Genomic DNA, 12,942 nt, shown 5'->3' on the forward strand with positions numbered 1-12,942 from the left:
CTGCCTAAAGGGTACAGGAACGCACGATGTTGATAGATTTTTCCAAGATGCACGGGCTGGGCAATGACTTCATGGTGGTGGATGGCGTCACCCAGAAGGTGTTTTTCAGCAATGACGTCATCAAGAAGCTGGCGGATCGCCACTTCGGGATCGGCTTTGACCAGCTGTTGCTGGTGGAGCCGCCCTATGATCCTGAACTCGATTTTCACTACCGTATCTTCAATGCCGATGGCAGCGAGGTGGAGCAGTGCGGCAACGGTGCCCGCTGTTTCGCCCGTTTCGTGCGCCTCAAAGGGCTGATCAACCGGGATCGCATCGCGGTCAGCACGGCCCGCGGCCGCATTATCCTGCAGCTGGAAGGGGAGAATCAGGTCACGGTCAACATGGGTGTCCCCCAGTTTGAGCCGGGCAAGATCCCGTTTAGGGCCCAGAAGGCGGAAAAAACCTATCTGTTGCGGGCGCAAGAGCATACTGTGATGTGTGGTGTCGTCTCCATGGGCAACCCTCACTGCGTCATCGAAGTGCCGTCGGTGGCCGAGGCGCCGGTCGAGACACTGGGCGCCATCATGGAGCGGCACGAGCGTTTCCCCGAGCGGGTCAACGTCGGCTTCATGGAGATGGTCAACGCCACCGAGATCAAGCTGCGGGTGTTCGAGCGCGGGGTGGGCGAGACGCTTGCCTGCGGCACCGGCGCCTGTGCGGCGGCGGTGATCGGCATCAGTCAGGGCAAGCTCAAGGAGCGGGTCACCGTCAGTCTGCCGGGCGGCAAGCTGACCATCGCCTGGAAGGGACCGGGTCAGCCGGTCTATATGACGGGCCCGGCCGAGCATGTGTTCGACGGCCAGATAGAGTTGTAGGCATGGGGCGGAGATGACTCCGCTCTGCCAAGCGCTAATGTCGGGGCCTTGTGCCCCTTTTTCGGATGGACCAACCAAGTTATGAGCGAACTCAAACGGCAGGAATCACTGGTGGATGAAGCCACAGTGCTGGAGTACCTGGCCCGTTATCCCGAGTTTTTCCAGCGCCACGCGGCCATGCTGGATCGGATCCGTATTCCCCACGAGCGCAAAGGCTCGGTCTCGCTGGTCGAACGCCAGATGGACCGGCAGCGCGAGCGCATCGAGCAGCTGGAGCAGGAGATCACCGAGCTGATGGGGATCGCCAGCGAGAACGAGCGGATCTTCCGGGTCTACGCCGATCTCTACGGCGAGCTCTACGGCTGCCAGACCCTGTTCGAAGTGAGTGCCGTGATGGGCAAGGCCTTCGTGCAGCGACTGCGGCTGACCGGCCTGCGGCTCTGGCTCAGCCCGAAGAAATTCCAGTTGAGCGGCCCAGAGCTGCGCTTCATGGCGGAGGGCAAGCAGCTCGAGCAGCTGCTGGGCCAGCGGCTACCGGGGCAGGATTACTATTTTGGTCGCCTCAACCAGAGCGAGAAGCAGGCGCTGTTTGGCCACGATGTGCTGGTCAACTCCGTCGCCCTGATGCGGCTCGGCGATCTCGGCGTGCTGGCCTTCGCCAGCTCGGATCCCAGCCACTTCAGCCCCCACAACGACACCCTGCTGCTGGGTCAGTTGGGCCGCTTGCTGCAACTGCGCCTGCCCGAGCTGGTTCGTGGCTAAGGCACCGTCTCCTGCCGCCGAGCCCCTGCCGGCCAGCCTGGCTGATGAGTTGGCGGCCTTTATCGAATACCTGAGGGTCGAGCGCCAGCTCAGCCCTCATACCCGCAGCAACTACCGCTCTCACCTGGAGATCATGACCGCCGAGCTGGTCAGGCTTGGCCTGAGCGACTGGACCCGGCTCGAAGCGAGCCAGGTGCGCAGCCTGGTGACCCGGATGCACAAGGCCGGGCTGGTGCCCAGCTCTCTCGCCACCAAGCTCTCCGCCCTGCGCAGTTTTTGCGACTGGCAGGTGCGCCAGGGGCGGCTCACCGCCAACCCGGCCCGTGGCATAGCGACCCCCAAGCAGGGGCGACCCCTGCCCAAGAACCTGGACGTGGACGAGATGTACCAGCTGCTCAATATCACAGACGAGCAGGATCCGCTGGCGGTGCGGGATCGCGCCATCATGGAGCTGATGTACTCTTCCGGCCTACGCCTTGCCGAGCTGGTGGGGCTCAATCTGACGGACATCAAGCTCGATGATCGTCAGCTCAAGGTGACCGGCAAGGGCGCGCGGGAGCGGGTGCTGCCCATGGGGCGGATGGCGGTGGAGTGGCTGCACAAGTGGCTCAAGGTACGCCCCCTGCTGGCGGGGGACGAGGCCGACGCCCTGTTCGTTTCGCAGCGCAAGCGGCGACTGTCGGCCCGCTCGGTGCAGGAGCGGCTCGATGGCTGGGGCAACAAGCAGGAACTCAATGCCCACATCCATCCCCACAAGCTGCGCCACAGCTTCGCCACTCACATGCTGGAGTCGTCCGGCGATCTGCGGGCCGTGCAGGAGCTGCTGGGACACGCGGATCTCTCCACTACCCAGATCTATACCCATCTCGACTTTCAGCATCTGGCCAAGGTGTACGACAACGCCCATCCAAGGGCCAAACGGGATCCTGCCACGCCGGAAGATGAATAACGGGGTCTGGTTACCCCGCAGTGAAGGAGCATGAATGCATTTTTATCGCCGCTGGCAGCCGGTGGCCGCCATCTCGTTCGACCTCGATGACACCCTCTACGACAACGGCCCCGCCATTGAACGGGCCGAACAGTGGATGCTGGCCCATTTGCGCAGCGAATACCTGGCCACCGCCATGCTGGACAAGCCACGCTGGCTGGAACTCAAGCGCGCCATCCTGCTTGCCCATCCCGAGTTGCGCCAGGATGTCAGCCTGGCGCGTCAGCGCACCATTCATGAGGCCATGGTGCTGGGGGGCATGGCGGCCGCCACCGCCAGCCGGGAGGCCGAACAGGTATTCGCCGCCTTTCTCGCCGAGCGATCCAAGATAGCGGTGAGCGCCGCGACCCACGACTTGCTGGCGCGATTGGCCGGGCGCTACCCGCTGGTGGTCATCACCAACGGCAACCTGGATCTGGTACAGGCGGGGCTGGGGGATTATTTCACCCTGGTTTGCAAGGCGGGCATGGGCGCCAGGATGAAACCGGCGCCGGACATGTTTGTGCAGGCGCAGAGGGCCCTCAAGCTGGCACCCGGCCAGATCCTGCATGTGGGGGATCACTCGGAGACGGATGTACTGGGCGCCCGCCTGCACGGTTTTCGGGCCGCCTGGCTCAACGATCGCCAGCAGCCCTGGCAGGGGTTGCAACTGTTGCCGGATGTGGAGCTCAATGCCCTCGGCGAGCTGGCCGACCTACTGCTCTGACGGCTATTGCTGACCGCCCTTCACGGCGTTATTTGCGGCAAACCAGTCCGCGCAGATCGTAAGGGCCGCCCTGATTGACCCGGCAGTAGCTGATGCCGAGGGGCAGCGGCTGCTGCAGGGTGAGGGCGGTATCCTGATAGTGGCAGACCAGATAGAGGGGGCGCAGGCTGCTGCCGAGCTGGCTCCAGTAGTGGATCTCGTCGCTGTCGCCATTGTCCGGTTTGAGCTGAACCAGCTCACCCGGCTCACCATCAAACAGCGCCAGGTTTGCCAGCCGGTGGCTCAGGTTCTGACTCGGTTTTCCTTCCGGATCCCGGCTCAGACCCTGCCAGCCATCTGGTGTGGTCAACAGTTGCTGGCGGGTCTCGATTCCGGGTGGGCAGTCAAATTGCAGGGTGGCACTCAGGGCCAGGGCGGTCAGCAGCATGGAGTCGGTCTCTTGTCGAAAGCTTGGGCCTCCATGCTACGTCATAGGCCGCCAAACAGCGCCTTCAGTTTATCCAGTAGATCCCGCGGCGGCGTGACCTGCCTCAAGGATTCCGCCTCCCGTGTCAGCAGTGCCTGCTGCTCCTGCTGCCTGGCGCTAAGTACCCGGTAGAGCGGTTCGACCAGCGACTCGCGCTGCATGACCAGCTCCTGGAACATGGCCTGATTGATGCGATAGGTTTCGACGGTGCCGAGCGCCCGCACCGTGAATGGATTGGGCTCGCCGGTGAGCAGGCTCAGCTCGCCGAAGAAGTCGCCGGCGCTGAGGGTGCCGAGCAGCAGTTCACGCCCTTCCACCTCCACCAGCATCTCCGCATCCCCCTTCACCAGCACGAACAGCCAGCCCGAGATCTCGCCCTGGGTGAGCATGCGATCGCCGTTGACGAAAGGGGCGAACTTGACTTGATCCGCCAGTTGCAGCAGCTCTTCTTCCTGCAGCATGGCGAACAGCGGCAAGCGGCGCAGGGTGGCGGTGCGCTCGGCGGTATGGCGCTTGTGGCGCTGATCCTTGTGATCCTGATCCGTGGTCATGAAGACGTTGAAGATGGGTGGCGTGAGGCGGCGGTCGTTGCGGCGCAGGGCGGCATCGATCAGGGTACGCACCGCCGAGTCGGTGGGATCGTCCACCGCCAGATCGGTGAGCCAGTAGCGCACCGCATAGCGGGCGACGCCGTTCTCCACGTTCATCAGCAGGCAGTCGGGCATAGGGCTGGCGGAGACGTGGCGGAGGCGGGTCTCCCGCAGGGAGTGCTCCACCAGCGCTATGATCTGGGTTGGCAGCGTGTCCAGGGTGATGTCGAACCAGACCCAGCGCCGCCACTGCAGGGGGGCGTTCTGCCGCCGTCCCAGCACGGTGAAGCGCTGTTTGAGCAGGTGGCTGTTGGGGATCACCACGGTTTCCCAGTTGCGGGTCTCTATGGTGGTGGCGCGCCAGTTGATCTCCACCACCCTGCCCTGGGTGGTATCAACCTGCAGCCAGTCGCCGATGGCGATGGAGTTGTCGAGCTGGATTGAGACTCCGGCCAGCAGATTGCCCAGGGTGTCCTGCATGGAGAAGGCGATGACGGCCGTGATGACGGCCGAGGTGGTGACTATCTCGCCGAGCGCCATGCCGGAGGCGTAGAGCCGGAACAGGCACCAGCCAATATAGCCGACCGTGATGACGATGTCGGCTATGATGCGCGGGATGCGGATCTGGCACAGGGGCAGCAGAAACTGGAACAGCAGTATCCCCCAGACCTTCACCAGCACCAGGCCGGCCAGCAGGCTGGAGATCTCCACCAGCCAGTGATGGGGCAGGGGCAGGCGGAACCAGCCGCCCTCGAACTGGATCAACAGGATGGTGACAGTGCTCAGCATGGCGAAGCCGAGCTCGGCGACCAGCTCCCGCCGCCGGCCAGGGGAGCGCCAGAAATGGGTTGCGAGTAGAGACAGGGTCAGCAGGGTCCAGAACGGGTGCTCACCAATCCACAGCAGGGTAGGTAGCGCAGTGAGGTGATCGCTAAACATAACAGCCCCTTATCATTGGTTATTTCCAGCATAGTTGCTTTCGAACCGGTAAATGGGTGCGGGGTGAGGGCAATTTATTTATGCTTGGCGCCAATGTGACTGGGGAGTGGCGAGTGTGCGCAAGTTGAACAAGCTGGTTTGTATCGCGGGGGCCTGGTTGCTGGTGGGCTGCGAGCAGCTGGCCGACAAGTATCGGGTCGAGTTTCGCGATGGTTCCTGGCGCGAGATCGCCATTACCCCTTTATCCGACGAGGCCCGCTGGCGGGAGGGCTGCGCCACCGGCGAGGTGCTGAGCGACATGATGCTGCCGCTCAAGCGGGGCAAGACGGTCAATGGCCGCGAGCAGCTGCTCATAGGGGGCGAGCTGTTCGAGCTGGATGACGATGCCCTCTATCGCAGCAACGGCATGGTGTTCGGCCACACGCCGGATCATATCCAGCGCGGGCTCAAGGGGATGGAGATATGCCGCACCCTGCGCCCCGAGCGGGGTGGTTTACCCAAGCTCAAGGCGCGAGGGTTTGGCGACTAGTCAGCCTTTGCTGGCGCGGGCCCGGCAGGCGTCGCCGAAGGCCTCGAAAATCTTGATGGAGTGGGGATTCTCGCTCGCCTTCCACTCCGGGTGCCACTGCACCGCCAGCAGGAAGGAGGCGAGGGTGGGAGCATGGAGCGCCTCGATCAGCCCATCCTCGGCGTGAGCCAGCGGCTCAAGCCCCTTGGCCAGCGTCTTTATCCCCTGCCCATGCAGAGAATTGACCGGGATCGACGACTGCCCCATCAGCTCGGCAAACCAGCTGCCGGGCACCAGCTCGACCTGATGACTCTCTCCGTACTGCTCATCGACCGGATCGTCCGAATCTTCCCTGTGATCGTCGTAACCCGTCTCGTTGTAGACCTTCTGATGAATGTTGCCACCAAGGGCCACGTTGATCTCCTGCATGCCGCGGCAGATGCCGAGGATCGGCAGGTCGCGATCGAGGGCGGCGCGCACCAGCGGAATGTCGAACAGATCCCTGTCTCTGTCCTGCTGCTTCTCCGGGGTCAGGTTCTCCTGACCGTAGAGGGCGGGATCTATGTTGGAGCCGGCGCCGCTCAGATAGACGCCATCCGCCAGATCCAGATACTGCGCCAGATCCTCGGTGCCACAGCAGGTCGGCACCAGCAGCGGCACGCAGTCGCTGATCTCCACCAGCGGCATTATGTATTTGTGGGTCATCACCTGATAGGGGTGACCATTGCGGGGCTGGGCGCCCATGGTCATGAGTACGACGGGTTTACGCGGGGTGTGGGGGTTGCGAGCTGTCATGATTCACCTTGCTATCCTTTGCGGTCCTGCGCCTTGGGAAGGCCCTTGCTGCCGCTGAAAGGGCAAGGGCATGCCTCAAGGCATGGTCATGGGATCAGGGTCGTGCCGCAGTACCAGAATCGTCGGTCAGCCTGGGCAATGACAGCCTGGATCCTGATCCCAGTCTGCCAAGGCCGTTCAATATGTCAAACGAAATGATGCTGAAATGTTAACTGATTTAAGCGGAGATCTGCCTTGAGTCCATTTTTAAGGGGCCTGCGGGGATGTTGGTGAGAGGAGGGATATGGTCTGTGGTGGATATATTAAACATTTGATTCTGATAGCCGGATAACAAAAGGGGCCCGCAGGCCCCTTTGTCGACTCAGGCGTTCAGCACGAATCGCTCGATAACCTGGGCGACCCCGTCTTCATCGTTGCGCGCCGTGGTGTGCTGGGCCAGCGCCTTGATCTCGTCGGTGGAGTTGCCCATGGCGACTCCCAGCCCGGCGTATTCGATCATGTGGTGATCGTTGCCTGCATCCCCAACGGCGATCACCTGGGTGGCATCCAGCCCCAGATGCTCGGCCAGGGCGGCGACGCCGGTCCCCTTGTTGCTCTGCTTGTGCATGAATTCGAGGAAGTAGGGGGCGCTGCGCACCACTGTGTAGCGCTCATAAAGCTCGGCGGGCAGGCGTTCGATAGCGCGGGAGAGCTGGGGCTGCTCATCGATCATCATCACCTTCATGATCTGCTCGTCGGCAGGCAGGGTGGCGAAATCGATCAGATTGATGGGCATGCCGATGAGGCGGGATTCGTGCTCGGTATAGGTGCTGACCCTGGGGCTGATGAGGCCCCGGGTGACAGAGAAGCCGTGTACGTTCACCTCCAGCTCGTTTGCCAGCCTGGCGATGGCGCTGGCGTCGCTGCCGGTCAGCAGCTGGCTGCGGATGATGCGCTGATCGGCCACCTGTTGCACCAGAGCGCCGTTGTAGCAGATGACGTAGTCATCCTGACCGGTGAGGCCGAGCTCGACCAGGTAGCGGCTCATCCCCTCCAGCGGGCGGCCCGAGGCCAGTACCACAGTCACGCCCCTGGCGCGGGCGGCCTGAATGGCGGCGTGGGTGCGGGGTGAAATCTGGCCCTGGGAGTTCAACAGGGTGCCATCCATATCCAATGCGATCAGCTTGTACATCTCTCACTACCTGAAGTCTGGCTGGCCCGCCCTATGGGGCCAATGGGAGGCCGAGTGTAGCGAAATTCGCCGCCAGGATCACGGGTTGGCGGCGAGAGACGGCGTCAGCAGGGGGGATCTTGCCGGGGAGTCGCGAGTCGCAGGGCCCGCAGGCCGTCACTTGTGGGGTTCGTAGGGGGTCAGCTGCAACTGATCTTCGTGGATGGCGAAGTGGATGGGGCCGTGCTCTATGTCGACTCGGTAGTGGTGGTGGGCCATCTCTACCTCGACCCCGGGGAAGACGCGCTGGGTGGCTATGATATCCATCTCCGTCATCAGTTTTTGCAGCTCTTCCTGCGCCGCCTCCAGCTGTTCATCCAGCAGCTTGCTCTCGTCGATATGCTGGGTGCGGATCAATTTGATCTTCTGCACTGTCTGGGGATTGCGCTTCTCCCCTGGCAGCTGCAACAGCTTGAGCAGCAGATCCTGCAGCTTGTCCAACTGATCCCGGCACTCCTGCTTGCGCTGGCGCAGGGCCTGCTCCTGCTCCTTGTGGGTGAAGTAGCCGCCGAGGATCTGTAACCGGGTCTGGTTGTAGGCCGAGGCCCCCAGTATGGGAGCCATAATGAGGCGATTGGCGATGCTGATGCCTCCCAGCAGGTGACCCTTGCGCATGCCGCTGTCGCCCACCTTGATGTCTTGCCCGCTGCGGCTGTAACAGTGGCTGAGCTGACTCTGGATCTGGATGTCGCCCCCGGCCTCCAGCTTGGCGTACTGGGCATAGCTGGCGTGGATCTCGCCCTGGGCATTGAGGTGGCAGAGGTACTCGTCACTCTGCTCGCTCTTGCGGCCTATGATGCCGTTGCGCACCGTGATGGTGCCGCTCGATTCTATGTAGCCCCCCTCGACGAAGCCGCCGATCACCACGTCTCCGCTGGTCTTTATCTTCATGCCGGGGGTGACATCCCCCGCCACTATCAGGGCCCCCTCGAAGATGACGTGGCCGTGGCGGATGTCGACCTGTTTGACGCTCAGTACGTCGTCCACCTTCATGCCGTTCTTCTCCTGGCGGGGCAGGCCGGGGCGGCCAGCCAGCAGCAGATCCACATCGTCCGGCGAGGCGAAGGTGCCCTCACCGGCGACCATGGGGCTGTCCTTGCCGTGTTTGGCGGGCAGCTCCTGGCCGGTGACGGTAAAGCCCGGCACGCCCTGGGTGGCGGGGTGGCGGCGCATCAGCTGGGCGCCCGCCTTGACGGTGAGCAGGGTGCCGAGGTCGCGCATGTCGACCCTCCCATGATCCAGCTCCTGGGGCTTGAGGATCCGCTCGGCCGGCGTCTCCACCAGCCGCTCGAAACGGGTGTCCTGGCCGTTGACTGCGGCTTTGCCCAGCGCCACCGGCAGCTTGAGCAGGGCACCCGGCGTCGCCTCTTTGGCGGCCAGAATGGCTGCCGCTATGAGGGGCGCCTGTACTCCCTGGCTGATCTCGCTGGTCTGCACCGCCTGCTCCAGCTCTTCAGTGGTGAGATACTTGCCACCCCAGTCGGCGGTGATCTGGGCGACGGCGCTCATCTTGTCTTTCTCCACCACCAGGGTGACGCGAGCATCGTGGCGCTGGGCGATGGGGACTGGATTGCCGGGCAGGGGGGCGGCCGGGTTGCTCAACAGGGTGTTGAGCAAGCTGATGGCCTGCTTGATCCCCTCCGTCAGTGGCTGGTAGCGGCGACAGTTGGAAGCCAGCAGCAGCGTCTGGATATCGTTTTCCGAGACGGGTTTGGTCAGCCCGGGCACTATGCGCAGGCAGGCGTACTCCATATCGGCTGATAACAATAACCACTCTTTGCTTAACACCCGGTTCCCTTTCCTCGTCTGTACCCATATCGAGATCGCTTCTTACTTTCATTTAATCGTCTTTTTGTTAAAAACGCGAGTCATCAAGATGGCGCCGGTCTGCAGTATTCGGGTATTTCTCCTTTTTGGTCAACGAGGTAAGCACAAATGGGTGAGCTGGGACGAGGAAATCAAGGGTGACAGCGGGTATGCTGACGGCACGAGAAGCCCGCAGGTCTGCGAGAGACGTGCCGGCCCTGAACCCGGTGGTGGTTTGTACCAGGACAGACCGGCCAGCCGCGAGAGGAGTATCGATGTTGCGTCATTGTCTGCTGCCACTGGCCCTGACGGGCCTGCTCACCGCCTGCCAGCCGCAGGTGCCCACTATTGCACTCGGTACCCTGGAGCGAGATCGGGTGCTGCTGACCGCCACCGCCAGCGAGATCATTCGCGCCCTGCCTGTGGCGCAGGGGAGCCAGGTGGTGGAGGGTGCCCTGCTGGCCCGGCTCGACGATCGCCGCCAGCAGGCGGTGCTGGCCCGTGCCCGAGCCCAAGAGGCGCAAGCGCGCGCGGCCCTCGCCCGCATGACCAATGGCGAGCGGCCGGAAGACATAGCCGCCGCCCGTGCCAGCCTCGACAAGGCGCAGGCCAATGTCAGGGAGAGCGAACGCAATTTCGTGCGCATCGATCGACTGGTGCGCCAGAAGTTGGTGAGCCTGGCCGATCTCGACAAGGCCCGTGCCCTGCGTGACGGCGCCCTGGCCGAACAGGACGGGGCGCGCCAGCAGCTCGACAAGCTGACCCGGGGTGTGCGCAGTGAAGACATAGACGAAGCCGATGCGGCCCTGCAGGCCGCCAGGGCCGAGGTGGCGCTGGCCGAGCGGGAGCTGGCGGATCTCTCCATCGTCGCCACTCGCAGCGGTCGGCTCGACAGCCTGCCCTATCACCTCGGTGAACGGGTATCGGTCGGTGCCGTGCTGGCAGCCATTCAGGCGGATCAGGCCCCCTACGCCCGGGTCTATGTGCCCGAGCCTTCCCTCGCCAGCTACCGCCTCGGCGAGCCGGTGCGGGTGCGGGTGGACGGGGTGGCCGAGCCGCTCATGGGCCGGCTGCGCTGGATCTCGAAAGAGCCCGCCTTTACCCCCTACTATGCCCTCAATGAACAGGACAGAGCCCGGCTGGTCTACCTGGCCGAGATAGATCTGCCGAACGGGGCGCAGGATCTGCCGAGTGGTCTGCCGTTGCAGGCGGAGCCCGGCGATGAGAGGGCGGGCCATGAGTGAACTGGCGATCCGGGCGCAGGGGGTGAGTCGCCGCTTCGGCGATTTTCTGGCAGTGGACGGGTTGGATCTCTGCGTGCCGAGGGGGAAGATCCACGGCTTTCTCGGCCCCAATGGCTGCGGCAAATCCACCACACTGCGCATGCTGACCGGCCTGCTCACCCCTTCGGCGGGAGAGGTGGAGGTGCTGGGGCTCAGCATTCCCAAGCAGGCCGAGGCACTCAAACGCCGGATCGGTTACATGACCCAGAAGTTCTCCCTCTACGACGAGCTGACGAGCTGGGAAAATCTGGAATTCATGGGCCGCATTCACGGCATGGGTGGCGCCGCGCTCAGCGCCCGGCTGCACGAACTGCTGGCCACCTATGAGCTGACCGTGCTGGCCCGGCAGCGGGCCGGCGCCATGAGCGGCGGCCAGAAGCAGCGGCTGGCGCTGGCGGCGGCCGTGATCCACGGCCCGGCTCTGCTGCTGCTCGACGAGCCTACCTCGGCGGTGGATCCGCAAAATCGGCGCGATTTCTGGGAGAAGCTGTTCGATCTCAGCGAAGGGGGTACCACCATTCTGGTCACCACCCACTACATGGACGAGGCGGAGCGCTGTCATGCGCTGGCCATCATGGAGGCGGGCCGGGTGCGGGCCCAGGGCTCGCCCCAGGCGCTGATGGATGCCATGAGCACCCGGGTGGTGGAGGTGCAGGCCAGCGACTTGCGGCTGCTCAAGCAGCAGTTGCTGGCGCTGGCGCCGGTGCGCTCCGCTGCCCAGCTCGGTCAGCGCTTGCGGGTGCTGGTGGACAAGGAGCTGGCCGAGCCTGTGACCTGGTTGCAGCAGGCCTGCCCGGCGCTGGCCGGTGCCGCCATGGCGCTGGTCAGGCCCAGCCTGGAGGATGTGTTCGTCAGCTGCACCGGGCAGGAGCCAAGGGCATGAGCATGTTGAGGAGGCCGGGATGAACAGTCTGCGACGGCTCTGGGCCATTACCCAGAAAGAACTCAGGCAGCTGGCGCGGGACCGATTGACCTTTGGCATGGTGGTCATGATCCCCCTGATCCAGCTGCTGCTGTTCGGCTACGCCATCAACACGGATGTGCGCCATATCCCGGTGGGGCTGGTGGAGATGAGCCAGAGCGTGCCGGGACGGCTGCTGGTGGAGGCGGTGAAGGCGAGCCAGGTGGTGCGCATCGAACACCATTACGTGGGAGTGCAGCAGGCCGAAGCGGCGCTGACCCGGGGTGAGGTACGCGCCGTGCTGGTGCTGCCTCCCGACTTGAGCCGCCGGCTCAGCGCCGGCGAGACGGCGGGGCAGTGGCTGGTGGACGGTTCGGACACCATGATAGCTGGTGCCCTGCTGGGGCTGCGCAACATGCCGCTGTCGGATCTGAAACCTGGGCTTGAATCCGCACCGCCCACCTTCGAGACGGTACTCTACTTCAACCCGGCCCGCCGCTCGGCGGTCAACATAGTGCCCGGCCTGCTCGGGGTGATCCTCACCATGACCATGATCATGTTCACCTCGGCGGCCATAGTGCGCGAGCGCGAACGCGGCAATCTGGAGCTGCTCATCACTACCCCGGTCAGCTCGATGGAGCTGATGCTGGGCAAGATTCTGCCCTATATCGGGGTGGGGCTGGTCCAGGTGGCCATCATACTCGGCCTCGGCCACCTCATCTTCGATGTGCCCGTCAACGGCGCCCTGAGTCAGGTGCTGCTGGCGACCCTACTGTTCATCGCCGCCAGTCTGACTCTGGGGCTGCTCATCTCCACCCTGGCGCAGACCCAGCTGCAGGCGATGCAGATGACGGTGTTCATCCTGCTGCCATCCATCCTGTTATCGGGTTTCATGTTTCCCTACGAGGGGATGCCGGTGCCGGCCCAGTGGATTGCCGAGGTGCTGCCGGCCACTCACTTCATGCGGCTGATCCGGGGCATAGTGCTGCGGGGCGGCGAGCTGTCGGAGCTGCTGCCGGATGTACTCTGGCTGGCCGGTTTCACCCTGCTGGTGCTGACCCTGGCCGCCCACAGGTTCAAAAAGAGTCTGGATTGAGGCGTTTGCCGGTGTCCGATTCTGCGGGTACCGGC

The 12,942-nt window shown here is 63.7% G+C and carries 13 protein-coding genes; 8 read left to right on the forward strand and 5 right to left on the reverse strand.

All coding sequences use genetic code 11. The features are described from left to right. The first annotated feature begins 26 nt into the window (after window positions 1-26). The 4 genes from dapF (at window position 27) to BN1128_RS11330 (ending at window position 3,313) form a co-directional block, all read left to right on the forward strand. Window positions 27-857 (forward strand): diaminopimelate epimerase, encoded by an 831-nt coding sequence (gene dapF, locus BN1128_RS11315; RefSeq protein WP_042868747.1) that lies wholly within the window; start codon window positions 27-29, stop codon window positions 855-857. A gap of 81 nt (window positions 858-938) precedes the next feature. Next, on the forward strand, window positions 939-1,619 hold the full coding sequence (locus BN1128_RS11320) for a DUF484 family protein (protein ID WP_042868749.1): 681 nt from the start codon (window positions 939-941) through the stop codon (window positions 1,617-1,619). Beyond that, complete coding sequence (xerC, locus tag BN1128_RS11325) at window positions 1,612-2,568, forward strand: tyrosine recombinase XerC (RefSeq protein ID WP_042868751.1); 957 nt, start codon at window positions 1,612-1,614, stop codon at window positions 2,566-2,568. The genes BN1128_RS11320 and xerC overlap by 8 nt, the downstream gene beginning before the upstream one ends. Before the next feature lie 34 nt (window positions 2,569-2,602). Continuing rightward, window positions 2,603-3,313, forward strand: a complete 711-nt coding sequence (locus tag BN1128_RS11330) for an HAD-IA family hydrolase (protein WP_042868753.1) — start codon at window positions 2,603-2,605, stop codon at window positions 3,311-3,313. A 28-nt stretch (window positions 3,314-3,341) separates the two neighbouring features. On the opposite strand, the gene BN1128_RS11335 is transcribed toward BN1128_RS11330, so the two are convergent. Next, window positions 3,342-3,740, reverse strand: a complete 399-nt coding sequence (locus BN1128_RS11335) for an STY0301 family protein (protein ID WP_042868755.1) — start codon at window positions 3,738-3,740, stop codon at window positions 3,342-3,344. 41 nt (window positions 3,741-3,781) lie between these two features. Beyond that, on the reverse strand, window positions 3,782-5,308 hold the full coding sequence (locus tag BN1128_RS11340) for a mechanosensitive ion channel family protein (RefSeq protein WP_042868757.1): 1,527 nt from the start codon (window positions 5,306-5,308) through the stop codon (window positions 3,782-3,784). 115 nt (window positions 5,309-5,423) lie between these two features. On the opposite strand from BN1128_RS11340, the gene BN1128_RS11345 reads away from it, so the two are divergent. Further along, window positions 5,424-5,837, forward strand: coding sequence for a hypothetical protein (locus BN1128_RS11345; RefSeq protein ID WP_042868760.1), 414 nt, complete (start codon window positions 5,424-5,426; stop codon window positions 5,835-5,837). Here the strand turns inward: BN1128_RS11345 and BN1128_RS11350 are convergent, their stop codons facing one another. The 3 genes from BN1128_RS11350 to BN1128_RS11360 all read right to left on the reverse strand — a co-directional run bounded on the left by BN1128_RS11350 (window position 5,838) and on the right by BN1128_RS11360 (window position 9,609). Beyond that, complete coding sequence (locus BN1128_RS11350; protein ID WP_042868761.1) at window positions 5,838-6,611, reverse strand: gamma-glutamyl-gamma-aminobutyrate hydrolase family protein; 774 nt, start codon at window positions 6,609-6,611, stop codon at window positions 5,838-5,840. A gap of 361 nt (window positions 6,612-6,972) precedes the next feature. Continuing rightward, a complete protein-coding gene (gene yidA, locus BN1128_RS11355; RefSeq protein ID WP_042868764.1) occupies window positions 6,973-7,782 on the reverse strand; it encodes a sugar-phosphatase in 810 nt (269 codons plus the stop codon). 156 nt (window positions 7,783-7,938) lie between these two features. Beyond that, window positions 7,939-9,609 (reverse strand): FapA family protein, encoded by a 1,671-nt coding sequence (locus BN1128_RS11360; protein WP_042868766.1) that lies wholly within the window; start codon window positions 9,607-9,609, stop codon window positions 7,939-7,941. Between the two features lie 293 nt (window positions 9,610-9,902). Between BN1128_RS11360 and BN1128_RS11365 the strand changes: the two genes are divergently transcribed. The 3 genes from BN1128_RS11365 to BN1128_RS11375 are packed head-to-tail and all read left to right on the forward strand — an operon-like array spanning window position 9,903 to window position 12,907. After that, window positions 9,903-10,871 (forward strand): HlyD family secretion protein, encoded by a 969-nt coding sequence (locus BN1128_RS11365; protein WP_042868768.1) that lies wholly within the window; start codon window positions 9,903-9,905, stop codon window positions 10,869-10,871. Next, window positions 10,864-11,793 (forward strand): ABC transporter ATP-binding protein, encoded by a 930-nt coding sequence (locus tag BN1128_RS11370; protein WP_042868770.1) that lies wholly within the window; start codon window positions 10,864-10,866, stop codon window positions 11,791-11,793. The genes BN1128_RS11365 and BN1128_RS11370 overlap by 8 nt, the downstream gene beginning before the upstream one ends. 19 nt (window positions 11,794-11,812) lie before the next feature. Beyond that, window positions 11,813-12,907: an ABC transporter permease gene (locus BN1128_RS11375; RefSeq protein WP_042868772.1), complete on the forward strand. Its 1,095-nt coding sequence runs from the start codon at window positions 11,813-11,815 to the stop codon at window positions 12,905-12,907. Window positions 12,908-12,942: the final 35 nt, after the last annotated feature.

The organism is Aeromonas piscicola (genome assembly GCF_000820005.1).
Taxonomy (GTDB): Bacteria; Pseudomonadota; Gammaproteobacteria; order Enterobacterales; family Aeromonadaceae; genus Aeromonas; species Aeromonas piscicola.